At 75.4% G+C, this 23,363-nt stretch carries 20 protein-coding genes and 1 pseudogene; 12 read left to right on the plus strand and 9 right to left on the minus strand.

Features of this window, described 5'->3' with window-relative positions; genetic code table 11:
* Positions 1-16: 16 nt before the first annotated feature.
* Positions 17-961, plus strand: a complete 945-nt coding sequence (locus BX286_RS02575) for a nucleoside hydrolase (RefSeq protein WP_100862191.1) — start codon at positions 17-19, stop codon at positions 959-961.
* A 14-nt stretch (positions 962-975) separates the two neighbouring features.
* Here the strand turns inward: BX286_RS02575 and BX286_RS02580 are convergent, their stop codons facing one another.
* On the minus strand, positions 976-1,797 hold the full coding sequence (locus BX286_RS02580; RefSeq protein ID WP_237293399.1) for a helix-turn-helix transcriptional regulator: 822 nt from the start codon (positions 1,795-1,797) through the stop codon (positions 976-978).
* A 141-nt stretch (positions 1,798-1,938) separates the two neighbouring features.
* Here BX286_RS02580 and BX286_RS02585 point away from each other — a divergent pair, with 141 nt between their 5' ends.
* Positions 1,939-3,354 carry an MFS transporter gene (locus BX286_RS02585; protein ID WP_079432134.1) on the plus strand — a complete coding sequence of 472 codons (1,416 nt, stop codon included), beginning with the start codon at positions 1,939-1,941 and terminating at the stop codon, positions 3,352-3,354.
* 210 nt (positions 3,355-3,564) lie between these two features.
* Here BX286_RS02585 and BX286_RS02590 read toward each other — a convergent pair.
* The 5 genes and pseudogenes from BX286_RS02590 to BX286_RS02610 form a co-directional block, all read right to left on the minus strand.
* A pseudogene (locus tag BX286_RS02590) lies at positions 3,565-4,332 on the minus strand (IclR family transcriptional regulator); the annotation flags it as partial.
* Between the two features lie 857 nt (positions 4,333-5,189).
* On the minus strand, positions 5,190-5,768 hold the full coding sequence (locus tag BX286_RS02595; protein ID WP_079431111.1) for an RNA polymerase sigma factor: 579 nt from the start codon (positions 5,766-5,768) through the stop codon (positions 5,190-5,192).
* Between the two features lie 413 nt (positions 5,769-6,181).
* Positions 6,182-6,814 (minus strand): NADPH-dependent FMN reductase, encoded by a 633-nt coding sequence (locus BX286_RS02600; RefSeq protein WP_121017502.1) that lies wholly within the window; start codon positions 6,812-6,814, stop codon positions 6,182-6,184.
* Between the two features lie 279 nt (positions 6,815-7,093).
* Positions 7,094-8,059 carry a hypothetical protein gene (locus BX286_RS37335; RefSeq protein WP_100862192.1) on the minus strand — a complete coding sequence of 322 codons (966 nt, stop codon included), beginning with the start codon at positions 8,057-8,059 and terminating at the stop codon, positions 7,094-7,096.
* A 293-nt stretch (positions 8,060-8,352) separates the two neighbouring features.
* Positions 8,353-8,922 carry an HPP family protein gene (locus BX286_RS02610; protein ID WP_121014438.1) on the minus strand — a complete coding sequence of 190 codons (570 nt, stop codon included), beginning with the start codon at positions 8,920-8,922 and terminating at the stop codon, positions 8,353-8,355.
* Positions 8,923-8,994: 72 nt separating this feature from the next.
* On the opposite strand from BX286_RS02610, the gene BX286_RS02615 reads away from it, so the two are divergent.
* The 8 genes from BX286_RS02615 (at position 8,995) to BX286_RS02650 (ending at position 19,042) form a co-directional block, all read left to right on the plus strand.
* The gene (locus tag BX286_RS02615; protein WP_121014439.1) at positions 8,995-9,627 is read left to right on the plus strand and encodes an ABATE domain-containing protein; all 633 of its coding nucleotides are present in this window, start codon (positions 8,995-8,997) and stop codon (positions 9,625-9,627) included.
* A gap of 272 nt (positions 9,628-9,899) precedes the next feature.
* Entirely contained in the window at positions 9,900-10,313 is a 414-nt protein-coding gene (locus BX286_RS02620; RefSeq protein ID WP_187344067.1) for a cupin domain-containing protein, read from the plus strand.
* Positions 10,314-10,352: 39 nt separating this feature from the next.
* Positions 10,353-10,871: a cobalamin B12-binding domain-containing protein gene (locus BX286_RS02625; protein ID WP_121014440.1), complete on the plus strand. Its 519-nt coding sequence runs from the start codon at positions 10,353-10,355 to the stop codon at positions 10,869-10,871.
* Positions 10,868-12,181 carry a methylaspartate mutase gene (locus BX286_RS02630; RefSeq protein ID WP_261993318.1) on the plus strand — a complete coding sequence of 438 codons (1,314 nt, stop codon included), beginning with the start codon at positions 10,868-10,870 and terminating at the stop codon, positions 12,179-12,181. Before BX286_RS02625 ends, BX286_RS02630 begins: the two co-directional genes overlap by 4 nt.
* Before the next feature lie 57 nt (positions 12,182-12,238).
* Positions 12,239-14,260 carry an FAD/NAD(P)-binding protein gene (locus BX286_RS02635; protein WP_121014441.1) on the plus strand — a complete coding sequence of 674 codons (2,022 nt, stop codon included), beginning with the start codon at positions 12,239-12,241 and terminating at the stop codon, positions 14,258-14,260.
* A 39-nt stretch (positions 14,261-14,299) separates the two neighbouring features.
* The gene (locus tag BX286_RS02640; RefSeq protein WP_121014442.1) at positions 14,300-16,132 is read left to right on the plus strand and encodes an AMP-binding protein; all 1,833 of its coding nucleotides are present in this window, start codon (positions 14,300-14,302) and stop codon (positions 16,130-16,132) included.
* A gap of 195 nt (positions 16,133-16,327) precedes the next feature.
* Entirely contained in the window at positions 16,328-17,434 is a 1,107-nt protein-coding gene (locus BX286_RS02645; RefSeq protein ID WP_079431104.1) for a mechanosensitive ion channel family protein, read from the plus strand.
* An 87-nt stretch (positions 17,435-17,521) separates the two neighbouring features.
* On the plus strand, positions 17,522-19,042 hold the full coding sequence (locus BX286_RS02650) for a glutamate synthase subunit beta (protein ID WP_121014443.1): 1,521 nt from the start codon (positions 17,522-17,524) through the stop codon (positions 19,040-19,042).
* A 13-nt stretch (positions 19,043-19,055) separates the two neighbouring features.
* Here BX286_RS02650 and BX286_RS02655 read toward each other — a convergent pair whose 3' ends face one another.
* Entirely contained in the window at positions 19,056-19,523 is a 468-nt protein-coding gene (locus BX286_RS02655; RefSeq protein WP_079431102.1) for a cupin domain-containing protein, read from the minus strand.
* A gap of 89 nt (positions 19,524-19,612) precedes the next feature.
* Between BX286_RS02655 and BX286_RS02660 the strand changes: the two genes are divergently transcribed.
* A complete protein-coding gene (locus tag BX286_RS02660) occupies positions 19,613-20,194 on the plus strand; it encodes a TetR/AcrR family transcriptional regulator (protein WP_121014444.1) in 582 nt (193 codons plus the stop codon).
* A 145-nt stretch (positions 20,195-20,339) separates the two neighbouring features.
* On the plus strand, positions 20,340-21,254 hold the full coding sequence (locus BX286_RS02665) for an alpha/beta fold hydrolase (RefSeq protein WP_079431100.1): 915 nt from the start codon (positions 20,340-20,342) through the stop codon (positions 21,252-21,254).
* On the opposite strand, the gene BX286_RS02670 is transcribed toward BX286_RS02665, so the two are convergent.
* Complete coding sequence (locus BX286_RS02670; protein ID WP_261993319.1) at positions 21,244-22,449, minus strand: cation diffusion facilitator family transporter; 1,206 nt, start codon at positions 22,447-22,449, stop codon at positions 21,244-21,246. The two genes, BX286_RS02665 and BX286_RS02670, sit on opposite strands and share 11 nt — an antisense overlap.
* A gap of 186 nt (positions 22,450-22,635) precedes the next feature.
* Positions 22,636-23,184 carry a hypothetical protein gene (locus BX286_RS02675; protein ID WP_123995192.1) on the minus strand — a complete coding sequence of 183 codons (549 nt, stop codon included), beginning with the start codon at positions 23,182-23,184 and terminating at the stop codon, positions 22,636-22,638.
* Positions 23,185-23,363: the final 179 nt, after the last annotated feature.

The following is a 23,363-nucleotide window of genomic DNA, read 5'->3' on the forward strand; positions in this document are numbered from 1 at the left end:
CCGGGAGGAACTGCCCGTGCCCGTACCGATCATCATCGACTGCGACCCCGGACACGACGACGCCCTGGCGATCATGCTGGCGGCGGCCGATCCCGCGGTCGACCTGCTCGCCATCACCACGGTCGCCGGGAACCAGACCCTGGAGAAGACCACCCTCAACGCCCGCCGGGTGTGCACCGTCGCCGGCATCACGGGCGTGCCGATCGCCGCCGGCTGCGCGCGGCCGCTGCTCCAGCCCCTCTCCGTCGCCGACGACGTGCACGGCGCGTCCGGGCTGGACGGGCCGCGGTTCCCGGAGCCCTCGGTGGATGTCGTGCCCGAGCACGCCGTGGAGCTGATCCACCGGATCCTGAGCGAGCACCCCGAGCCGGTGACGCTGGTCCCCACGGCACCGCTGACCAACATCGCGCTGCTGCTGACCCGCTACCCCGGATGTGCCGCCCGGATCCGCGAGATCGTGCTGATGGGGGGATCCACGGAGCGCGGCAACCGGACGCCCGCGGCCGAGTTCAACGTGTACACCGACCCGGAGGCCGCCGACATCGTCTTCCGCAGCGGGGTACCGGTGACCATGTGCGGCCTCAACGTCACCCACCAGGCCCTGGCCACCCCGGACGTCGTGGCCCGCTTCGCGTCGCTGGGGACGGAACTGGGCACGGTCTGCGCCGAGTTGCTGACCTTCTTCGCCTCCGCCTACAACCGGCTGTGGGGCATGCCCCACCCTCCGCTGCACGACCCCGTCGCGGTGGCCCGGGTCATCGACCCGGCGATCGTCGCGTGCGTGGACGCGCACGTCGCGGTGGAGCTGCGGGGTACGCACACCCGCGGGGCCACCGTCGTGGACCCGCACGGCTACCTCGGCCGGCCGGCGAACGCGCGGGTCGCCGTCACCCTGGACCGCGAGGCGTTCTGGGACCGCATGGTCGGCGCCGTCGCCACCCTCGGCGCCCGCACCCTGTGAAGCGGCGCGGGCCGCTAGCCCGCGACCGGGTACATCAGTCCGCGGCGCCCCTCCGGCGAGGTCAGCCACTCCAGCTTCTCGGCGGTCTCCGTGCCCGGCAACGGGGTGTGCAGCACGATCGCCAGGTCGGGGCGGGCGGGCACGCGCAGCTGGGTCGACTCCACGTGCAGGGTGCCGACGACCGGGTGCTCCATCTGCTTGCGGAGCTGGCCGCCGGGCCGGATGTCCTGGCGCTCCCACAGCTCGGCGAACCGGGGGCTGAGTTCCCGCGCCTGTTCCAGGACCGCCTGGAAGCCCTCGTCCTCGGGGTGTTCGGAGCAGGCCGCCCGGAACTGGGCCACGACCTCCACCGCGAGCTCCTCCCACTGCGGGGAGCGGGACATGTAGACGGGGTCGGTGAAGAAGGCGATCAGGCAGTTCTGCACGATCTCCGGGCGCATGCCGAGGACCAGCGCGGCCGCGTCGTTGTACATCACGGTGTTCCAGTAGGTGTCCATGATGTGCGCGGGGAAGGGCATCCAGGCGTCGATGAGCCGCTGCAGGCCCTGACACATGTCCCGGTCCGCGGGGGCGACTTCGAGGGCGGGCGGGTTGAGCCCGGCGAGGACGTACAGGTGCCGGCGTTCGGCGCTGGTCAGTCGCAGGACGCGGCTCACCGCGTCGAGGACCTGCCCGGACACCGTGATGTCGCGGCCCTGTTCGAGCCACTGGTACCAGGAGACCCCGACCCCGGCGAGGACGGCGACCTCCTCGCGGCGCAGCCCCGGGGTGCGGCGGCGGGCTCCGCCGTCCGGGAGGCCCGCCTGCGCCGGGGAGATCCTGGCGCGCCGGCTCATCAGGAACTCGCGTAGTTCCGTACGGCGGTTGCGGTCGATCGGTGTGGCCACGGATTCCCCCTGTCCGGCTGCCTGGTGGTGCCACCAACAGGATAAGTTCCCACTCTTCACGAGCATTCCCGGGACACCAGGGTGGTGGTCATGACGACAGACACCCGGACCCCCGAGGTCACCGGGCCGCGTACGGCGGCCCCCGAGGAAGGCCGGCTCACCGGCCGGGCACGGCTGGTCCTCTTCGTGCTCTGCGCCGCCCAGTTCATGGTGGCGCTCGACTTCTCCGTCCTGAACGTGGCCCTGCCGGTGCTGGGCAAGGACCTGGACCTGAGTCCGTCCGCCCTCCAGTGGGCGGTGACCGCCTTCAGCCTGCCGTCCGGCGGGTTCCTGCTCCTCTTCAGCCGGATCGGCGACCTGTACGGCCGCAAGAAGCTGTTCCTGGCCGGGCTCCTGGTCTTCGGCGCGGCCTCGTTGCTGGCCACCCTCGCCTGGAACCCGGCTGCCTTCCTGACCGGGCGCGCCCTCCAGGGCCTGGGAGCGGCCGCCGTCGTGCCGGCCGGCATGTCGCTGCTGACCACGACGTTCCCCGAGGGCCCGCTGCGCGACCGGGCGCTCGGCATCTCCGGCACCCTGCTCTCCCTGGGCTTCACGGTCGGCATGGTCCTCGGCGGTGTCATGACCGACCTCCTCGGCTGGCGCTCGACCATGGGGCTGCTCGCGGTCGCCGCGCTCGTCGTCCTGGTCCTCGCCCCCGGGCTGCTGGCCGAGTCCCGCACCCCGGAGCGGCCGCGCCTGGACGTGCCGGGCGCCGTCGCGGTCACCGCGGGGCTGCTCGCGCTGATCTACGCCCTGTCGACGGCGGCCGACCGCGGGTTCGGCGGGCTGGACGTGCGGGCCGCCCTGGTGGCCGGGCTGGTGCTGCTGGCCGTGTTCGTGGTGGTGGAGTCGAAGGCCGCGGCTCCGCTGGTGTCGCTGCCGATGCTGCGGCGGCGGACGGTGGCCTGGGGCAACGTGGGCGGGCTGGTGACCTTCTCGATGATGTCGACGGTCATCTTCGTCCTGACCCTCTACCTCCAGGAGACGCTGGGGCTGTCCTCCTTCCTGACCGGTCTGGTCTTCGGGGTCCAGGGCATCGCGTCGGCGCTCGCCGGTTCGGTGGCCGCCCGGTTCATCGGGCGGTTCGGCGCCCGCCGCACCCTGGTGGGTTCGCTGGCCGGGCAGGGGCTGTTCACCGGGGCGCTGCTGGCGGTGGGTGCGGACTCGGGCGCGCTGGTGGCGACCGTGGCCGTGTCGCTGGCCAGCATGTGCCACCTGGGCGCGATCATCTCGTACGGGCTGACCGTGACGAGCGGGGTGCCGGACGGGGAGCAGGGGCTGGCCACGGGTCTGGTCACCACCACCCAGCAGGTGGGCCTCACGATCGGGATCCCGCTGCTGGGCGTGCTGGCCACGACGGGGACCTCGCTCTTCGACGGGGTGCGCACGGTCCTGGCGGTGGACGCGGCCCTGGTGGTGGGCGCGGCCCTGCTGGTGGCGGCCGGCCTCGGGCGGCGCAAGGCCTGAGCCGTACGAGCGGGGCCCGGTCCGGAGGAATCCGGCCCGGGCCCGCTCGGCTTTCCGCCCGCCGTCCGGCGGGGCGGAAGGCCCTCGCTAGTAGGTGGACGACAGGACGGTGGCCTCCAGGCCGGTGCGCCCGGAGGGTTCGGGACACTGCCAGAGCGCGGCACGGGGGTCGAACGCGGGCCGTGCCGGGGTGGGATGGGTGCTGCCCGCGACGATCAGGGCGAGTAAGACGGCGGCGGCCTCGCTCTGCAGGATCCGGGCGGCCTGCCTGAGCCGGGCCGGGTCGGGGACGGGGATGGACAGGGCCACACACTCGGCGTTCGGGCCGGCCTTGATCGGTACGGCCGCGCAGACCGTGCCCACCGCGTACTCCTGGAGGTCGAGCAGCGGGGTGTTGGGCCGGCGGGTGTCGAGCTGGTGGAAGAGGGCCTCCTGGCTGGTGACGGTGTGGGAGGTGAAGCGGGACATCTCGTGCCGGGCGAGGTGGTCCTTGCGCTCGTCGTAGTCGAGCTGGGTCAGCAGGGCCTTGCCGACGGCGGACGCGTGAGCGGCCTCGCGGAAGTCGACCCACTCGTGGACTGCGGGGGCGCTCGGACCGTCGGCGTACTGGGTGATGGAGACCTCGCCGTCGGTGTAGCGGGCCACGTAGACGGCCGCTCCGACGGCGTCGCGCACCCAGGCGAGGGTCTCGCGCAGGTGTCCCCGGCCCTCTCCGCCGGCCGCGTCCGCCAGCAGCAGGGCGTGGCCGGCGACGTAGGCGTCCGGTCCGGTGGGAGTGGCGAGGTTGGCCCGGACGAGCTGGTCCGTGGCCCGGGCGAGGGCCAGTTGGGGCAGTTTCGTCTCGCGGGCGATCTGGGTGAGGCTGACGCCGCCGGAGTAGCGGTTGACGACTTCCAGCACGCGCAGGGCCTGGTGGACGGAGGCCAGCGCGGCGGGGGCCGGCGGGCCTTCGGGGGTCTTGCGCGCGGCGTGCGTCAACTGCGGTTGTTTGAGGGCGTCCAGGGCCCAGGCGTTCGCCTCGTCCGTCAGGTGCACGGGGTTGAGGCGGGCGTGCCGGGCGACGGCCACGGCGACGGGTGGGCTCGGGGTGATGATGTCGCCCAGGTCCGGGTGCTCCTTGCGGGGGCGTGCCGCGACGGCCTGCCGCAGCCGCGCGGGCAGCCGGTACGGAGGGCGTTCGGCCCGGCCGGGGCCGGTGGTGAGGGTGGTGAGGTCCTGGGTGCTGATCGGCGGCGAGGTCCAGATGACCGAGGCACCGAGGGTGTCCTCCAGGTTGTCCGGGACGGGGGGCAGCGGCGGCAGGTGCTCCTCCACGGGCAGGACGCGGGCCTGCTGCTTCCAGTGGCGGGCCGTGCGGACCTCGGCGCGGGACAGGTGGTGGAGGTAGAGGCACTGGGCGGCGGTCCGCGAGCCTGCTCCGGCGGCGTACTGGAACCAGAACTGCGCGGCCTCCAGCCGGTCGGTCAGGTGCAGCAGGCAGCCGAACAGCAGGGCCGAGTCCACGCCGTGGGGCCAGGAGCCGGTCTGCAGGGCGAGCTCGGCGAAGTCCCGGCTCTCGGCCAGGGACCAGGTCAGGTCGTCCAGGCAGCGTGCGGCCCGCACGTGGCAGGCGGCGTCGAGCACCAGGTCGTCCCAGGCGGTCGCGGCGGCCCGGGCCTGGTCGGCTCCGGAGGTGCCGATCGCCGAGCGGGCGCGGTCGGCGGCGATGCGGCGGGCGACGCGGCGCCGGGCGGCACCTTCGTCGTATCCGGCGTACTCCTCGGCGAGCACCGCCGCGCTCTCCAGGGCCGCGTCCAGTTCGCTCAGCGGCATGTCACGGTCAGCGGGCATGTCGCTCACAGGTCCTTCTCCTCTCCGGGGATCCAGTCCACCCCGAGCTTGCGGGACAGGGTTCGGCGTGCGCCGCGGATGTGCGACCGGACGGTCGCGGGGGAGATCCCCATCATCCGGGCGACCGTTTCGGAGTCGTTGCCCAGCAGGAAGGCCAGCAGCACCACGTCGTACTGCCGCTCGGACAGTTCGGCGATCGCCGCGTACAGGCCGAGCTTCGACTCCAGCAGTTCGAGCCGCTCCCTGGAGGAGCGGCGCAGTGCCGAGAACCATGCCGTTTCCACCATGGCGACCTGGCGGCCGAGGGCCGCCAGGCGCCGTTCCACGTGTTCGCGCAGCACCGCCCACGCGAAGCCGTGGAGGCTCGCTTCCTTCAGCGCCTGGCGCCACACCTTCAGCAGGAAGGTGAACACGTCGTCGACGACTTCCTCGGCGTCCTTGGCGTTGCCCAGTTGCAGGTGGGCGTAGCGCAGGTACGCGCGGTGCTGCTGGGAGTGGAAGGCGGTGAACTCCACCGGGAGCACTCCCGCCAGTTCGCTGGAGACCGTCTGGTCCCCCGATGGGTCGAACTCTCCTTCGCTCACGTGTTCCCCCGTCGTCGCTCGTCGCCGCCGGTGCGGGCGGTGGGCAGCCGCGGGTGCGCGGGCACCCCGGTCGAATCGTCCGAGAGGAGCCCTCTCGGGTCGTCTTGGACCGCGGTGGGGTCTATCAGCACGAGGGTGACGGTCTGGGCAGCGTTCACTTCTGCGTGGAACCTTCCGAGTGGCTTGTGAGTAGCGGGCCGCCTGCCCCCGTGTCCGGCAGCCGTGGAGCGACAAGCTCCCCCCATGACCACCCCATCGGAAAAGGCCCCCGATCGTGCAAGCCGGGGTTCGGAAATCTTCCGGAAGAGTCGCATCCGCCCCCGTGCGCGCCCCCCGCACAGCACCGCACGCCCCGCCTTCGGGCGAAGGCGGGGCGTGCGGTGACGGATGGGGGCGGGGGCGGCCGCGGCGGTTCAGTCCTGGGCGCGCGCGGTGACCGGTGCGTCGGTCCGGTCGCCGAGGAACTCGTACCAGCGGCGTTGCAGGCACAGGTAGCGGGTGTCGGCCTCGGCGAGGTCCAGGAAGGCGCCGACGGTCGAGGCCAGCCGCTCCCCCAGGCCCCGGTCGGCGAGGGCGCCGTCCTCGGTGAACTCCTGGTGGGCCGCGGCGAGGCTGAACATGTCGGGGTAGACCCGCGCGCCGAGGTGCTCCAGCGGGACGCGCAGCGCCCACAGGCCGCGGTTGCCGCCCACCATCGAGGGGGACGCGGAGACGAGCAGGACCTGCTTGTCCTTGAAGGGCTGCGGCCGGACGCGGGAGACCCAGTCGATGGCGTTCTTGACCGGGCCCGGGACGGAGGCGTTGTACTCGGGCGAGGAGATGACCACGGCCTGCGCGGCCTCGATCCGCTCGCGCAGGGCCAGCGCGCCCGCCGGCACGCCCCCCTCGGCCTCCTCGTCCCCGTCGTACAGCGGCATCGGGAAGTCCCGGAGCTGTGCGGGCTCGGCGGTGGCCCCCGTGCGCTCGACCAGGGCGGCGACGAGGGCCGCGAGGCGGACGTTGACCGAGCCGGTGCGGGAGGACCCGGAGAGCACGAACACGTGCATGGAGGCGCGGGCGGCGAGGTGCCCGTCCTGCGGGCGGGCCGGATCCGCGGGGAAGTGGGCCTGGTCGTTCGAGGTCACGGCTGTCTCCCTTGCCGGTGCGCGCCCCCGGCGCCGGAGGCGGAGGTTCCCAGCGGACTGTACGGGCGGGCGGGCCGCCCCGGCCGGGTCCGCGCGCGGGTCCGGCCGTACGTCACCCGGCTGCCCGGCAGGGGCGTGCGCGTCGCCGGGCGCCGCCCGCTCCCCGGACCCCGCGGTCCGGGGAGCGGGCGGTTCAGGCGGCTACCACCAGATGACGACGTAGCCGTCGCCGCCGCCCTGGCCCGGGCCGCCGGGGCCGCGGCCCGCGGTGCCGCCGCCGCCGACGCCGCCGTTGCCGCCCGCGGCGGTGCGCGGGGGGAGGCCGACGATGCCGTCGGGGACGGCGGTGGCACCCGTGAGGCCGGGGCCGCCGTTGCCTCCGGGCAGGTTCACCCCGCCCGTGGAGCAGCTGCCGGTGCCTCCGGTGCCGGGCGTGCCGGGTGCGCCGGGGGCCGTGGGGGTGGCTCCGCCCCCGCCGCCGCCTCCTCCGCCGCCGTTGGCGGTGAGCAGCGTGGTGTTGGTCGCGGACGCCGTGACCGTGCTGGCGGTGCCGCTGGTGCCCGCCGTTCCGTCGACGCCCGTGTCCCCGGCTGCTCCCCCGCCGCCGCCGCTGCCCGCCGCGCCGACGTCGACCCCGTAGTCGGTCAGCGGGACGACCCTGAGGGCGCACCAGGTGAAGCCGCCCGCTCCCCCGCCGCCGCCGTCCCCGCCGCGGCCGCCCTCCGCGTTGGAGCCGCCCCCGCCACCGCCCCCGCCGCCCGCGCCCCAGGCCTGGACGAAGACGGAGGTGACGCCCGCCGGCGGGGTGAAGGTGTTGTCGGAGGTGAACTGGCGCAGTCCGTGCGCGACCGGGGACGGCTTCCTCTTCTGCGGGTGTTCGTCCTTGTCGTGCTCCCGCCCCGGGTCCTCGTCCCGGTCCGGTCCGGGGTCGCGGCGCTGGTCGCCCGCCGGGGGCCGCTGCTGGGCGGGGGGCTGCTGCTTCACGGGGGTCCGCTGCTTGGCGGGGGCGGCCGGGGCCGGGTCGGAGGGCTTGGGGCCGGCGGCGGACGCGGCCGGGGCCGTCGCGACCAGCGGGCCGGTCAGGGCCGCCGCGGCGGCGAGGGAGGCGAGCAGGACCCGGGTGCGTGCCCGGGACCGGCGGGTCTCCTTGTGCGCGTGGAGGTTCATGACCGCACATCCCACCGGCCCCCGCGGAGGCCGGTGGTCCGGCGGGGCCGGGGTGTGGGCCGGGCAGGTGAGGAGTTCGCCGGGCCGGAGCAACTGCGGCGTGCCGCCCGGGGCGCCGGCGGGAGTGCCAGGGCCTGTCGTCGAAGTCCCGTCGTCGCCCGGAGGGCGGCCCCGCGGCGTCTGGCGCGTGCTCTCGGTGCGGCGAGAGCGCGTGCCTGGGGGCACCTCCCAGCGGCAGCTGGGGGAGCGTCGCGGGGCAGACGGGACTTTGACGACAGGCCCTGGCTCCCGGGTCACCACCAGTACGCGGGGTAGCGGACCGTCCCCCGGGCGGCGCGGGAGGCAGCGCAGCCGACCAGCACGAGCAGGACGGTGGCCAGGGCCAGCGCGGCGAGGAAGGAGGGGGCCGCGGGACGGGTGAGCACGACGATGACGGCGGTGGCGGCGGCGGGCGAGTGGGGGGTGCGGGTCAGGGCCATCGCGCCGATGGCGGCCCCGCCCGCGACGGCGGCCGTCCACATCGCGCTCCCGCCCAGCGCCAGCGCGGCGAAGCCGACCCCCGCCGAGACCAGCTGGCCTCCGACGACGTTGCGGGGCTGGGCCAGCGGGAGGGCCGGGGCGGCCATGACCAGGGCGGCGCTGGCGGCCAGGGGCGGTATCAGCAGCGGGTGGTGCAGGAGGCCCCCGAGGGCGACGAGGAGCAGCAGGCCGGCGATGCCGGCGCCGGTGGCCAGGGCCACCGTCCCGGCCGGCGGGCGCGCCGGCGCCCGGCCGGACAGCCGGGCCAGGCCCCGGCGGGGGCCGGGCGGCGCGGGGGTGGCCGGGGTGGTGCGGGGCTCGGTCGTCGCGGGCGGCGTGGGCATGGTGTTCCTCTCCGGGGAGCGCTAATGTCGAGGGTGAATGAATTCCATTAGTAACACGCCGGAGGCGGGGACATGACCGAGAGCGCGGAACGTCCTGCGGAGACCTCGGCAGTGGACGGGATGCCGCTGGTCGGGGAATCGCTCGCCCTGGACCTGGTCAACACCACCTTCATCAACGGCGGGCTCCGCGGGGTCCTCGTCGACGCCCTGGCCACCCCCGCCGACCTGGACCGGTGGCTCGCCAACCGGGCCGGGGACTTCAGCGCGCCGCTGCGCCCCCGGCTGTCCGAGCCCGCCACCCGCGCCCACTTCGAGCGTTTCCTGGAGCTGCGCCACGCGCTGCGCGAGGTGGCGGCGGCCCACACGGCCGGGCGGACCCCGCAGGAGGCCGACGTGCGCACCGTCAACCGGGCGGCCCGGCTCGCGGCCCGCTGGGACGAGCTCTCCACCGCAGCCCCGGCCGGCTCGGTGACCCGCTGGAACGAGCCCGATCCGCAGCTGGCCGCGCTCGGCGAGGTGGCGGCCGAAGGGGTGCGCCTCTTCGGCGGGGCCCCGGAGCGGCCGGTCCACGCCTGCCCCGCACCGGGCTGCATCCTCTACTTCCTCAAGACCCACGCCCGCCGCGAATGGTGCACGGCCGCCTGCGGCAACCGGGTCCGCGTGGCCCGCCACAGCCGCCGCCACCGCGACCCGCAGGCGGGATGAGATCCGCGCCACAGGGTTCGTTCTTTCGGTGGATCCCCGGCCGCGGGGTCCTTGGGCATGCTCTTACTAACGCGTCGAACACGACGCACTGATTAGGTGCAGGGCCTGGCATCCAGCCGCCCGCACGCATTCTCCCCCGGCGACGGGCACCCCCGCGCAGGTCCCCCACGGCCCTGCGCGGGACTCCCCGCCCGTCCCCGTTCCCCCGGACGGACCCGGCACCGCCACGCCCGTGGACCTCCACCACCCCTTTTTCCCCGAAAGGCACCGCCATGTCCGGAATCGAGTACATCGCCAACGCGTTCCGCAGCGGATTCGACATGCAGGACCTCGACTGGACCGCCTGGTCCGAGCCCGGCCGTGCGGGCGTCGAGCACCACGTGCTCTGGGCCCCCGACCCGGCCGGCGGCGAGGACAGCGTCGGCCTGCTCCTGCGCTTCCCGCCCGGCGCCCACGGCGACTTCCACGAGCACCTCGGCCACGAACTGATGCTCGTCCTCGACGGGCGCCTCGACCACAGCGACGGCACCTCCTACGGCAAGGGCGACCTGGTCGTCGAGGGCCCCGGCACCCGGCACCAGATGTCCAGCGAGACCGGCTGCACGGTCCTCGCCGTCCGCACCCGCCCCGCCGCGCCCCGCACCCCGCGCCAGGCCGAACTCCTGCGCACCCCGGCCGCCGCCTGACCCCCCGGCCGCCGCCGCCCGACAGATCGAGAGAAGCCCATGTCCCGGACCTTTCCCGTGGCCCCCGCCCCCGCCCACACCCCCTCCCGCGCCCGGCGCCGGATCCTCGTCTCCAGCGTCTCCTCGGACTCCCACACCTGGAACCTCGTCTTCCTCCAGCTGCTGCTGGAGGAGATGGGCCACGAGGTGTTCAACGCCGGCGCCTGCGTCCCCGATGAGCTCGTGATCTCCGAATGCCGCCGACTGCGCCCTGACGCGCTGGTCATCAGCACGGTCAACGGCCACGGCGCCCTCGACGGCCGCCGCCTGATCACCCGGCTGCGCCGCGAGCCCGACCTGCGCGACCTCCAGGTCGTGATCGGCGGGAAGCTCGGGGTGCGCGGCGCCGAAGCGGGCAGCCACGCCCCCGCGTTGACGGCCGCCGGCTTCGACGCCGTCTTCGAGGACGCGGCCGGCACCGAGGAGTTCCGGCGCTACCTCGGCGAGGCCGCTCCCGTACGGGCGCTCGCCGCGGCGCCCGGCCGGCGCCCGGCTGCTGCTGTTGCGGGTGCCCGGTGAACGCCCCCGCCGTGCGGCTGTCCGCCTTCGCCTCCGCCGTCAACACCGCAGCCCACGAGGGCGAGTTGGTGGTGCAGCCCCGCATGGGCTTCCCCACCGTGCCCGGCATGCGCGGGGGCCTCCTCGCGGTGCGCGGGGCCCGGGCCCGCAGCGTCGGCACCGTCACGCTCGACAGCTACACCCGGGTCGGCGACCACGCCTCCGCCCGCAAGGCCCTCGACACCGGCGCCGACCTCAACGGCTTCCCCCTGGTCGCCCACGGGGCCGCCGCCACCCGGGACATGCTCGCCCCCGTCCTCGGCGGCGCCCCGGCCGGGCACCCCTTCGCCGTCCAGGTCCGGCACGGGTCCGCGAACCCGTTCGGCATCGTGGAAACCCTCCTCGACGCCGGTCTGGACGCCACCGAGGGCGGGCCCGTCTCGTACTGCCTGCCGTACAGCCGTACACCGCTGGCGGAGGCCGTGGACGCGTGGGCCAGGAGCTGTGAGCTGCTGGCCGAACGCTCCGGCGGAGCCGCGCACATGGAGAGCTTCGGCGGCTGCCTGCTGGGTCAGCTGTGCCCGCCGGGGCTGCTGGTGGCGATGGCGGTCCTGGAGGGGATCTTCTTCCGCGGACACGGGCTGCGCAGCATCTCGCTGAGCTACGCCCAGCAGACCCATCCGGACCAGGACGCCGAGGCGCTCGCCGCGCTGCGCCTGCTGGCGGGCGAGTACCTGGCGGACACGGACTGGCACGTCGTCCTGTACACCTACATGGGCGTCTTCCCCCGCACGACGGCGGGCGCTCTGGCGCTGCTGCGGTCCAGCGCGGTACTGGCCGCGCGGACCGGCACGGAGCGGCTGATCGTCAAGACGCCGGCGGAGGCCCACCGCATCCCGACGGTCGAGGACAACGTCCGAGCCCTCGAGGAGGCCGCCGCGCAGGCGGCGCGGGCCCGCGGCGCGGTCCACCGGCCCGTCGAACACGGCGAGTTCGGTGTTCTCGCCGAGGCCCGCGCCCTGGTGGAGTCGGTCCTGGAGCTCGGCTCCGGGACGGGCCCCGCCCTCGTGGAGGCCTTCCGCCGGGGCTATCTGGACGTCCCGTACTGCCTGCACGCCGACAACGCGGGCCGCTCCCGGGGCTTCATCGACGCGCGCGGCAGCCTCCAGTGGCGCAGCGCCGGCGCGATGCCGGTGCGCGCGGCGGGCCGGGCCGCGGGTCCGCTGCGCGCCGAGGACCTGATCGGCATGCTCTCGCACGTCCAGCAGGGCTTCGACCGGGCCGCCGTCGAGCCCGCTCCCGGGCCGCGGGCCGTGCCGCCGGCCGCCTGAAGCCCGCCCCGCCCCCACCTCTCTCCCCTCCCCTTCCCCTCCCCCCAAGGAACACCCATGTCCGCCATGTCCCTCTCCACCACCCCCGCCGCCGCCCGTCCGCACACCCTGGCCGTCGTCGGCACCGGTCCGCGCGGCCTCGCCGTCCTCGAGCGGCTCGCCGTCCGCCTCATGGACCGCGCCGAACGCGCCGCCGCGCACGGCACCCGCCCCCGGCCCGTACGGATCTACGCCATCGACGCGGTCGAGGTCGGGTCGGGCCGGATCTGGCGCACCGACCAGGACGACTGGTTCACCATGAACACCGTGATCAGCCAGGTCACCCTCTACTCCGGCCGCCCCGACGGCGGCCCGGCGCGGCCCGGGGCCGGCCCCTCGCTCGGCGAGTGGATCGAGGCCCGCGCCCTGCCGGGCGAGGAGGTCCCCGGCCCGGACGACTACGCGCCCCGCGTGGTCTACGGCCGGTACATGCAGGACGTCTACCGGACGATCGCCGAACACCTGCCGCCGTTCGCGGAGCTCGTCCCGGTGAGGGCCCGCGTCACCGCGCTCACCCCCGGACCGGACGGCGGCCGGCTGCTCACCCTGGACGGTGCCCCGCACGTCCTGCGCGCCGACGGCGTGGTGCTCGCGACCGGCCACCCGCACAACGAACCCGACGCCTTCGAACGGGACATGCTGGCCTTCGCGGACCGCCACCCGGGCCTGCGCTACCTGTGCGGGGACTCCGCCGCCGACCTGGACCTCGGCGAGGAGGCGATACCGCCGGGCACCGCCGTGGGCATCCGGGGGCTGGGCCTGTCCTTCTACGACGTGATGCTGAGCCTGACCGTCGGGCGCGGCGGCGCCTTCGAGCCCGACGGCCGGGGCGGGCTGCGCTACCTGCCCTCCGGCCGTGAGCCGCGGATCGTGGCGGGCTCGCGCAGCGGGCTGCCCATTCCGGCCCGGGGCCGCAACGAGAAACCCGCCGACCACACGCACCGGCCGCTCTTCCTCACCCCGGCCGCCCTGGCCGCGGCCCGTACCCGCCGCGCGGCCGCCACGGGCGACGACCGGCTGGACTTCAACCGGGACGTGCTGCCGCTGCTGCTCCAGGAGGTGCACCACGTCTACTGGACGGCGCGGGTACGGGCCCGTTCGGGGGCGGCGGCGGCCGCGCGGTTCGCCGGCCGCCACGCGGCAGCCCTGCACGCCGGCCGCGACCCGCGTCCCGTCCTGGCGGAGGCCGGGCTCGCGGGCCTGGCGCCGCTGGACCTCAACGCGCTGGCCCGGCCCTTCGACGGGGAGCGGTTCGAGGGGCCGGAGGCCTTCCGCGAGCGGCTGCTCCAGGTCGTGGAGGCCGACCTCGCCGAGGCCGCGCTGGGCAATGCGAGCGGCCCGCTCAAGGCGGCGCTGGACGTCCTGCGGGACGTCCGGGGCGTCCTGCGCCAGGCTGTCGACCACGGCGGGCTGCTGCCCCGGTCGCATGCCGAGGACTTCCACGGCCGGTTCCTGCCGGTCAACTCCCTGCTCTCGGCGGGTCCGCCCGCGAGCCGGGTGCGCCAGCTCGCCGCCCTGGTCCGGCGGGGGATCGTGGAGATCGCCGGTCCGGCGTCGGAGTTCGCCGGGGACGAGCGGAGCGGGCGGTTCACCGTCTCCTCTCCCTCCGTCCCGGGCTCGGCGCGGGAGGTGGACGTGCTCGTGGACGCCCGGATCCCCTCGCCGGCGCTGCACCGCGACACCGCGCCGCTCACCCGGCAGCTGCTCGCGGAGGGCCTGATCCGCGCGTACGAGACCACCGGCCCGGACGGCCTGCGGTACCCCACCGGGGGTCTCGACGTCACCCCGGACTCCTTCCACGTGGTGGACGCGGTGGGCGATCCGCTGCCCGGAGTGCTGGCGCTGGGCATCCCCACCGAGCACACCCGCTGGTTCACCCAGGTCGGCAGCGGCCGGCCCGGCGTGGACACCCTCTTCCACCGGGACGCCGACACCGTGGCGCGCGGACTGCTGGACGTCCCGTCACCGGCCCCGTCCGCGTACCCGGCCGCGTCCCCGGCCGCGTCCCCGGCCGGCCCCGCAACCGCCGCCGCCCGCTGAGCACCCCTTCCTCCCCTTCGAAAGACGACGGACCACGCCATGTCCCAGAACACCCCCGTCACCTCCCCCACCGAGGCCTTCCGGGCCGCCCGGGACCTGCTCCTGGCCCACGGCGACGACCTCGACGCCGCCCACCGGGCGTTCCGCTGGCCCCGCCCGGCCGCCTTCAACTGGGCCCTCGACTGGTTCGACGCCGTGGCCGCCCGCCGCGACGGCCCCGCACTGCGCCTGGCCCGCGCCGGAGACCCCGCCGGCGACGTGACCGTCACCTGGCGCGCGCTCTCCCGCCGTTCCGCGCAGGTCGCCAACTGGCTGCGCGGCCAGGGCCTGCGGCGCGGGGATCCGGTCATGCTGCTGCTCGACAACCGGGTGCCCGTGTGGGAGACCATGCTGGCCGCGATCAAACTCGGCGCGGTGCTGATCCCCACCTACATCACGGCCACCCCCGCCGAGCTGGCCGACCGGGCCGACCGGGGCGGCGTGCGGTTCGTCGTGGCCGAGGCCGCGCTCGCCGGGCGGTACGGGCCGGGGCCGCACCCCTGGCGCGGGGTGGCCGTCGGCGGACCGCCGCCGCCGGGCTGGTCCTCGTACGAGGAGTCCCGCACGGCCCCGCAGGAGTTCGTCCCGGACGGCCCGACGGGCGCGGACGACCCGCTCTTCCGGTACTTCACCTCGGGCACCACCTCCGCGCCGAAGATGGTGGAGCACACCCACACCAGCTACCCGGTGGGGCACCTGTCCGGGATGTACTGGAACGGGGTGCGCCCGGGGGACGTGCACCTGAACGTCTCGGCGCCGGGCTGGGCCAAGCACTCCTGGAGTTCGTTCTTCGTCCCGTGGAACGCGGAGGCGACGGTGCTCGCCCTGGACTCCGCCACGGCCGCCGACGCCGGGGACGTGCTGGAGGTGCTGCGCACCCGCGGGGTGACGACGTTCTGCGCCCCGCCCACCACCTGGCGGGCGATGGTCGCGGCGGGGCTCGGGCCGCGTCCGGCGGGGCTGCGGGAGGCCGTGGCGGCGGGCGAGCCGCTGGAGGCCGCGCTGGCGCGGGCGGTGCGCGAGGCCTGGGGCGTCGACGTCCGGGACGGGTTCGGGCAGACCGAGACCACCGGCCTGATCGGCAGTCCCCCGGGCCGTCCGCCGGTGCCCGGCAGCATGGGGCGGGCCCTGCCCGGCTACCGGCTGGCCGTCGTCGACCCGGGGACGGGGCGGGAGGTGCCCGACGGGGAGAGCGGGGAGCTGTGCGTGGACCTCGCGGAGCGGCCGGCGGGGCTGATGCGGGGATACGCCGACGACCCCCGCAAGACCGCCAGGGCCTTCGCCGGGGGCTACTACCACACCGGCGACCTGGTGGTACGGGCGCCGGACGGCTCGTTCACGTACGTGGCGCGGGCGGACGACATGTTCAAGTCCTTCGACCACCGGATCTCCCCGCTGGAGCTGGAGCGGGTCCTGCTGCGCCATCCGGCGGTGGCGGACGCGGCGGTGGTGCCGGTGCCGGATCCGGTGGGGCTGTGGGCGGCCAAGGCCTACCTGACCCTCGTACCGGGGCGGGCGGGGGGCGCGGAGGCGGCGCGCGGGGTGTTCGCCCTGGTGCGGCGGGAGCTGCCGGAGGAGAAGTGGGTGCGGGTGGTGGAGTTCGCCGACGGCCTGCCGCGCACCCGGTCGGGGAAGGTGCGCCGGGCTGCGCTGAAGGGGCGGGCTCCGGGGATGGAGTTCCGTATGGAAACCCACGCCGGTGCCGACGCCTTCACCGACGCCGGGGCGAGCACCGGCCCGGGCACCGACGCCGGGGCGGGCGCCGACGCCGGGGCGGGCACCGGCCTGGGCAGCGGCGCCGACGCCGGGGCGGGCTCCGCGGCCGCCCGCTGAGCGGGGCCGGGGCCGGGCGGGCGGCGGCTCCCCCGGCCCCGCTGCGGGGTCCGCGGGGGGATGCGGCAGGATGACAGTCCGTTCGGAATGCGCACGTCCGCTCGAACGGGCCCCCGCACAACGCGACCTGACAGGTGACATGGTGACGACACGACACATACGGCGGCCGGACCTCGCGCGAGCGGAGGCCCTGCGTTGACCCGGGACCTCGTGCTGCACGACTGGGTGGTGGCCGCGATCGCCCTGGCCTCGGGCGGGGCGGCGGGGCTGCTGCTGCGGGCCCTGCTGAAGTGGCTGGCCAAGCACGCGGAGCGGACCAAGTGGACCGGCGACGACGTCATCGTCGACGCGCTGCGCACCCTCGCCCCCTGGGCGGCCGTCATCGCGGGAGCGGCGGTGGCCGCCACCGCGCTGCCGCTCACGGCGCGCGTCGGGAGCCTGGTCAGCCAGTCGCTGACGGCCCTGCTCATCATCTTCGCCACGTTCACGGCGGCCCGGGTGGTCGCGGGGCTCGTCCAGTCCGTGGCGCAGTCGCGGACCGGGGTCGCCGCGTCCGCCACCATCTTCGTCAACATCACCCGCATCGTGGTCCTCACGATGGGCGTCCTGGTCGCGCTGGAGACCGTCGGGGTGTCCATCGCGCCGCTGGTCACCGCCCTGGGCGTCGGCGGTCTGGCGGTCGCGCTGGCCCTCCAGGACACCCTCGCCAACCTCTTCGCCGGCGTGCACATCCTCGCCTCGAAGACCGTGCAGCCGGGGGACTACATCCGGCTCAGCAGCGGGGAGGAGGGCTACGTCGTCGACATCAACTGGCGCAACAGCGTGGTGCGCAACCTGTCGAACAACCTGGTCATCATCCCCAACGGCCGTCTCGCGCGGACCAACATGACCAACTTCACCCAGCCCGAGCAGAAGCTCTCGCTCCTGGTCCAGGCGGGGGTCGGCTACGAGAGCGACCTGGAGCACGTGGAGCGGGTGACCCTGGAGGTGGTGGACAGCGTGATGGCCGACATCACGGGCGGGGTCCCCGACCACGAGGGGAAGGTCCGCTTCCACACCTTCGGGGACTCCCGGATCAACTTCACGGTGATCCTGGGCGTCGGCGAGTTCAGCGACCAGTACCGGATCAAGCACGAGTTCATCAAGCGCCTGCACCAGCGCTACCGGGAGGAGGGCATCTCCATCCCCGCCCCCACGCGCACGGTCTCCTTCCGCCCGGAGGAGGACCCCGGTCCCGGCGCGTTCCGCGCGGCCCCGGTACCGCACCAGCGCGAGGGTTCCTCCGCCGCCCGGACGGCGTAATCTGGGGGAAAGGTGGCATACGGCGCGCTTCGGGCGCGCCGTACCGCGCCTCTCACCCTCTCGCACCCCGGGCCAGGGAGGCGGCGCGTGACCGATCCGTTCGGCTTCCTCAGGATCCCCCGCAGGGCCGTCGCGCCACGGCCCGTCGAGGAACGGCTCGGGGACTGGCGCGAGGTGTACGCGGGGCAGGCCCTGCTGCCGCTGGTCCGCGAGCAGGCCGACCGCTGCATGGACTGCGGCGTCCCGTTCTGCCACACCGGCTGCCCGCTGGGGAACCTGATCCCGGAGTGGAACGCCTACGCCGCCCGCTCCGACTGGCGTGCCGCGTACGAGCGGCTGCACGCGACGAACAACTTCCCCGAGTTCACCGGCCGGCTCTGCCCGGCGCCCTGCGAGGACGCCTGCGTGCTCGCGATCAACGCCGATCCGGTGACCATCAAGAACGTCGAGCAGACCATCGCGGACGAGGGGCTGCGGCGCGGCTGGATGGCCCCGCGCCCGCCGGAGCGGCGCAGCGGGCGGTCCGTGGGGGTGATCGGCTCCGGTCCGGCGGGGCTCGCGGCGGCCCAGCAGCTGACCCGGGCCGGGCACCGGGTCGTCGTCCACGAGCGGGACGACCGGCTCGGGGGGCTGCTGCGCTACGGCATCCCCGAGTTCAAGATGGAGAAGTCGCACCTCGACCGCCGGATCGAGCAGATGCGGGCCGAGGGCACCTCCTTCGTGACGGGTTCGGACGTCGGCGGCGCCGAACCGGCGGACGGGCTGCGCGCCCGCTATGACGCCCTGGTCGTCGCCGTCGGGGCCGGGGAGCGCCGGGAGCTGCCCGTTCCGGGGCGTTCACTGAGCGGAATACACCAGGCGATGGACTATCTGACCTGCGCCAACCGGGTCCGCGAGGGCGACCTCGCGGTGTCCCCCGTGACGGCCGACGGCGTCCACGTGGTGGTGGTCGGCGGCGGTGACACCGGCTCGGACTGCCTCGGTACGGCCCTGCGCCAGGGCGCGCTCTCGGTGGTCCAGCTGGACATCAACCCCGAGCCCGGGCCCGGCCGCGCCGAGGGCGAGCCGTGGCCGGTGCATCCGAGGGTGTACCGGATCTCCCACGCCCACGAGGAGGCCCGCGGGCGGGCCGGGCGCGACCCCAGGCTGTTCTCCAGCGCCACCCTGTGCTTCGAGGGGGACGCCCGCGGCCGGGTGCGGGCGCTGCGGCTGACCGCCGTCGAGCCCGCGGGGCGCCGGCCGCTGGCGGGCACCGAGCGGGTGCTCGAGGCCGGGCTGGTGCTGCTGGCGCTGGGTTTCTCCGGCCCCGAGCGGGCCGGCGGGCTGTGCGAACAGCTGGGGCTGGAGTACGACGGGCGCGGCAACTTCGCCCGTGACGCGCACTTCGCCGCCACCGGCGGGCGGGCCCCGGGGGTGTTCGTCGCAGGCGACGCGGGGCGGGGCCAGTCGCTGGTGGTGTGGGCCATCGCCGAGGGCCGGTCGGCGGCCTCGGCCGTGGACCGCTACCTGACCGGCTCCACCGTCCTGCCGGCCCCGGTCGCGGCGCACGACCGGCCCATGACGGCGCTGGGGCGGATGCGGTACTGGTCCGACCCGGACGAACCGTAGGGTCCCCCGGGGTTCAGGGCCGCTCCTCGTAGCGGAGGTGATGGCGGGCCGCGATGGGGTTGATCTTCGCCGGGTCCAGCTCCCCGTCGGTGAGGACGCCGGGGCCGGCCTCGATCAGGTCCTCCACGTAGCGCTCCCAGCCGCCGGGCGCCGAGATCTGCAGGACCCGCGGGGGCGGGTCGGAGGCGCGGCGCAGGGCGTGCGGGACGCCCCGGGGCAGCAGCGCGAAGGTCCCGGCCGGGGCGGAGTGGGTCCGGTCGTCGAACTCGATGCCGAGGACCCCGTCGAGGACGTAGACGCACTCGTCGGCCAGGTGGTGGGTGTGCCGGGGGATGTCCTTCACGAGGGTCACCTCCAGCAGCGACAGCCGTCCTTCGGTGTCGGCCACCCCGGCCTTCACGGCGAAGGCGGGCGGCAGCGGGACACGGCCCGGCCGGGCGGCTCCGGGCTCCAGCAGGATGAAACGGTCCTCGTCGGGCATGGCTCGGCCCCTCCTCGTGTGACACAATGTGAACCGGAATCCGATTCCGTTTCGATTGGGTGTTCACCTTAGGTACAGGAGTGGTCGTCTTGTCAACGCCCCCCACGCCGGGCGGCCGGCGGCCGCGCGCCGACGCGGAGCGCAACCGCGCACTCGTCCTGGCCGCCGCCCGCGCGCTGTTCGAGGAGCGCGGCGAGGAGGTGCAGATGCCCGAGGTGGCCCGGGCGGCCGGGGTCGGCATCGGCACCCTGTACCGGCACTTCCCGTCCAAGCAGGCCCTCGTGGAGGCGGCGGCGGAGCAGCGGTTCGCCGGGATCCTGGAGCTGGCACTGACGGACTGCCTGCGGGAGCCCGAGGCCGGCCAGGGGCTGGCCCGGTACCTGCACCACGTCGGCGCGACCCTCGCGCGCAGCCCGGGCCTGACGGCCGCCGCCCAGTCCGCGACGGGCTCGTCCGCACCGGGAGGGGAGACGCGCGGACGGCTGGAGGAGGCCGTCGCGGCGCTGATCACCCAGGGGCAGGCCGTGGGCACCCTCCGGGCGGACCTCGCGGTCGCGGACGTCTACATGATCGTCGGCGGGCTGTCCGGGATCATCCGGACCGGGAGCGGGGACTGGCGCCGCTTCCTGGACCTGGCCTTCGACGGCCTGCGCCCGCGGGGCGACGGCTGAGCCGGGCCGCGTCTCGGGGGCCGGCCGGGGCGGGGGGCCCGCTGGAGCCGGGGACCTCGAAGCCGTGGGGACGACAGCCGTCCATCCGGCCCCCGGGCGGGTGGCGTGAACGCGGGGGCGGCGGTCGGGCGTGTAGAACCGAGGCATGACAGCGGTGAGTGAGCAGAAGGCCGTGAACGTGGGCCCGTCCGGGATCGAGGTCGCCTATGAGCGCCTGGGCGACCCCCAGGCGCCGCCGGTGCTGCTGGTGATGGGCCTCGCCCTCCAGATGTACGGCTGGCCCGACGGGTTCTGCGCCGAGCTGACGGGGCGCGGGATGCAGGTGATCCGGTTCGACAACCGCGACTGCGGCCTGTCGTCGCACTTCCACGACGCCCCGGTGCCCGACCTGCAGGCGGCCCAGCGGGGCGACCTGTCGTCGGTCTCGTACGACCTGTCCGACATGGCGGCCGACACGGTGGGGCTCCTGGACGCGCTGGGCCTGGCGAGCGCGCACGTGGTCGGCCTGTCGCTGGGCGGCGCCATCGGGCAGCTGATGGCGATCGGGTATCCGGACCGGGTGCGGTCGCTGACCTCCCTGATGTCCACGACGGGCGCCCCGGGCGTCGGGCAGCCGGACCCCGGGGTGCTGGGGGTGCTCGCGGGGCCGCCGCCGGCGAACCGTGAGGAGGCCATCGAACGGACCGTCCGGGCGGTCCGGGTCATGGGCTCACCCGGGTTCCCCTGCGACGAGGCCGCGGAGCGCGAGCGGGCCACCCGCGCCTTCGACCGCGACTACGACCCGCTCGGCGTCGCCCGCCAGGCCCTGGCCTCCCTCGCCTCGGGCGACCGGACGGCCCTGCTGGCCGGGGTGCGGGTGCCCACGCTGGTGATCCACGGCAACGACGACCCGGTCTGCGACGTCAGCGGCGGGCGGGCCACGGCGGCGGCCGTCCCGGACGCCGAACTCGCCGTGTTCGAGGGCATGGGCCACGACCTGCCCCGGGAGCTGTGGCCCGAGATCGCCTCGCGGATCACCGCCCTGGCCGGTCGTGCCGAGCGGGCCCCGGTCAGCGGCTGACCCCGGTCCGTACGGCCCGCTCCGGGTGGGCGTGGGTGTGGTCGGTGTGGACGGTCGCGGCGGTCAGCCGGGGCACCGCGCGGATCAGGGCGGACTCCGCCGCCACCGCCAGCCCGTGCGCCTGGACGACGGTCAGGTGGGGTCCGACCACGATGTCGGCCTCCGCGCGCAGGGCGTGGCCGATCCAGCGCATGCGCAGCTGTCCGACGTCCAGTACGCCGTCCACCGCGCGTAGCGCGCCCTCGGCGGTGTCGACGAGGGCGGGGTCCACGCAGTCCATCAGGCGGCGGCAGACCTCGCGGGCGGCGCTCACGAGGACCAGCAGGATGGCGAGGGTGATCAGCAGGCCGACGACGGGGTCGGCGGCGGGCAGGCCGAGCGCGGAGCCGGCGGCGCCGAGCAGCACGGCCAGGGAGGTGAACCCGTCGGCGCGGGCGTGCAGTCCGTCGGCCACCAGCGCGGCGGAGCCGATCCTGCGGCCGGTGCGGATGCGGTGGCGAGCCACCCACTCGTTGCCGGCGAACCCGGTCAGCGCCGCCGCGGCCACGGCCCACAGGTGGGTGACCTCGCGGGGGGACAGGAGCCGGTCGGCCGCCGCCCAGGCGGCGAGGGCCGCGGACACCGCGATGACCGCCACGACGAGGACGCCCGCCAGGTCCTCGGCGCGCCCGTAGCCGTAGGTGTAGCGGCGGTTCGCGGCCCGTCGGCCGAGGAGGAGGGCGATGCCGAGCGGTACGGCGGTCAGGGCGTCGGCGGCGTTGTGGACGGTGTCGCCGAGCAGCGCGACGGAGCCGGACAGTGCGGCGATCAGGGCCTGGAAGAGGGCGGTCGCGCCCAGGACGGCGAGGGAGGTCCACAGGGTGCGCATGCCCTCGCGGGAGGTCTCCATCGCCGCGTCCACCTTGTCGGCGGGCTCGTGGTGGTGGGGGGTGATCAGGTGCGCGAGCCGGTGGCGCAGCCCGGCGGCGGTGTGGGCGTGGTGGCCGTGGTCCTGGCCGTCGGGCGCGTGGACCTGGTGCGGGTGGGCCTCGTGCGGGTGGGCCTCAAGGGTGTGGGCCTCGTGCGGGTGGGCCTCAGGGGTGTGGGCTCCGGCGGAGCCGCCCTCGCCGGGCGGCGGGGAACCGTCGTCGCGGTGGGTGCCGTGGGTGCGGGATGCGTGGTGGTGGGGTTCGTGGGTGCTCCGGTTGCCCTCCATGCGTCCACCGTGGCACAGGGAACCCATCGCGGCTACGGCCGTCGTACCTGCCGTGACCAGGTGCGACGGGCTCGCAGGTGCGCACGCGGAGCCGCCGGTCCGCTCGACCGTCCCGGACGGCGAACTCGCGGCGCAGAGCTGCGCGTTCCGTTCCCCGGGGGAGCGCAGGCCCCGCGGCGGGGCCGGTCAGCCCAGGGCGTTGACGAGTGCGACGAGGAGCGCGGCCGCCACGCTGAGCACCAGCACGGCGGCCAGTCCGGCCAGCGCCGCGAGCAGGTGGGCGGCCCCGTTCCCGGCGCGGCCGCGGCGGGCCCAGCCGAGCAGCCAGGAGGCGAGGGCGAGGAAGGGGACCAGGAGGAACCCGGTGACGGCCCCGATGCGCCCGGTCGCGGGTCCGGACGGCTCGTACGCCCTTCCCCGGACGATCCGGACCCGCACGGCGCTGCCGGGCTCGTGCTTCGCGGCGGCGCCGTCCAGCAGGAGTTCACCCCGCGGGGCGGCGGTGCGCCGCGGGGTGAAGACGCCCTTGCACTCGGTGCCGCCCGGATAGCCCTCCGCGTCGGGTGCGTCGTAGCACTCGGACACCGCCAGGGTGCCGTCGACGGGCCCCAGGCCCAGGACGGCCACCAGTTGCGGGCCGGGCAGGAGCCAGACGAGCCACCCGGCGAGGACGAGGAGCGCGACGGATCCGAGGAGGGCCAGGCCCCGCACCGCGTTCCTCGCGCCAGCTGTCACGACTCCCCCTCCCGGGGGTGAGCCCTACCCCGGGAGGGGGCCGCTCTCACGTCAACCCGGCGGCCGGGCGGGGCAGAAGGAGCCACTGCGCCCGATATCCGCCATATGTGCCAAGACGGCGTGAACCGCACTCTCCGGCTCCTAGGATGGGGCCGCCGTGGCCCCGGGGTGAGGCAGCA

The organism is Streptomyces sp. 3211.6 (assembly GCF_003634815.1).
Lineage (GTDB): Bacteria > Actinomycetota > Actinomycetes > Streptomycetales > Streptomycetaceae > Streptomyces > Streptomyces katrae_A.

Coding starts and splice junctions, on each gene's coding strand:
- BX286_RS02580 (WP_237293399.1), bottom strand. CDS start 1,797: ATGAGCCGGCGCGCCAGGATCTCCCCGGCGCAGGCGGGCCTCCCGGAC.
- BX286_RS02585 (WP_079432134.1), top strand. CDS start 1,939: ATGACGACAGACACCCGGACCCCCGAGGTCACCGGGCCGCGTACGGCG.
- BX286_RS02600 (WP_121017502.1), bottom strand. CDS start 6,814: ATGCACGTGTTCGTGCTCTCCGGGTCCTCCCGCACCGGCTCGGTCAAC.
- BX286_RS37335 (WP_100862192.1), bottom strand. CDS start 8,059: ATGAACCTCCACGCGCACAAGGAGACCCGCCGGTCCCGGGCACGCACC.
- BX286_RS02610 (WP_121014438.1), bottom strand. CDS start 8,922: ATGCCCACGCCGCCCGCGACGACCGAGCCCCGCACCACCCCGGCCACC.
- BX286_RS02615 (WP_121014439.1), top strand. CDS start 8,995: ATGACCGAGAGCGCGGAACGTCCTGCGGAGACCTCGGCAGTGGACGGG.
- BX286_RS02620 (WP_187344067.1), top strand. CDS start 9,900: ATGTCCGGAATCGAGTACATCGCCAACGCGTTCCGCAGCGGATTCGAC.
- BX286_RS02625 (WP_121014440.1), top strand. CDS start 10,353: ATGTCCCGGACCTTTCCCGTGGCCCCCGCCCCCGCCCACACCCCCTCC.
- BX286_RS02635 (WP_121014441.1), top strand. CDS start 12,239: ATGTCCGCCATGTCCCTCTCCACCACCCCCGCCGCCGCCCGTCCGCAC.
- BX286_RS02640 (WP_121014442.1), top strand. CDS start 14,300: ATGTCCCAGAACACCCCCGTCACCTCCCCCACCGAGGCCTTCCGGGCC.
- BX286_RS02655 (WP_079431102.1), bottom strand. CDS start 19,523: ATGCCCGACGAGGACCGTTTCATCCTGCTGGAGCCCGGAGCCGCCCGG.
- BX286_RS02665 (WP_079431100.1), top strand. CDS start 20,340: ATGACAGCGGTGAGTGAGCAGAAGGCCGTGAACGTGGGCCCGTCCGGG.
- BX286_RS02670 (WP_261993319.1), bottom strand. CDS start 22,449: ATGGAGGGCAACCGGAGCACCCACGAACCCCACCACCACGCATCCCGC.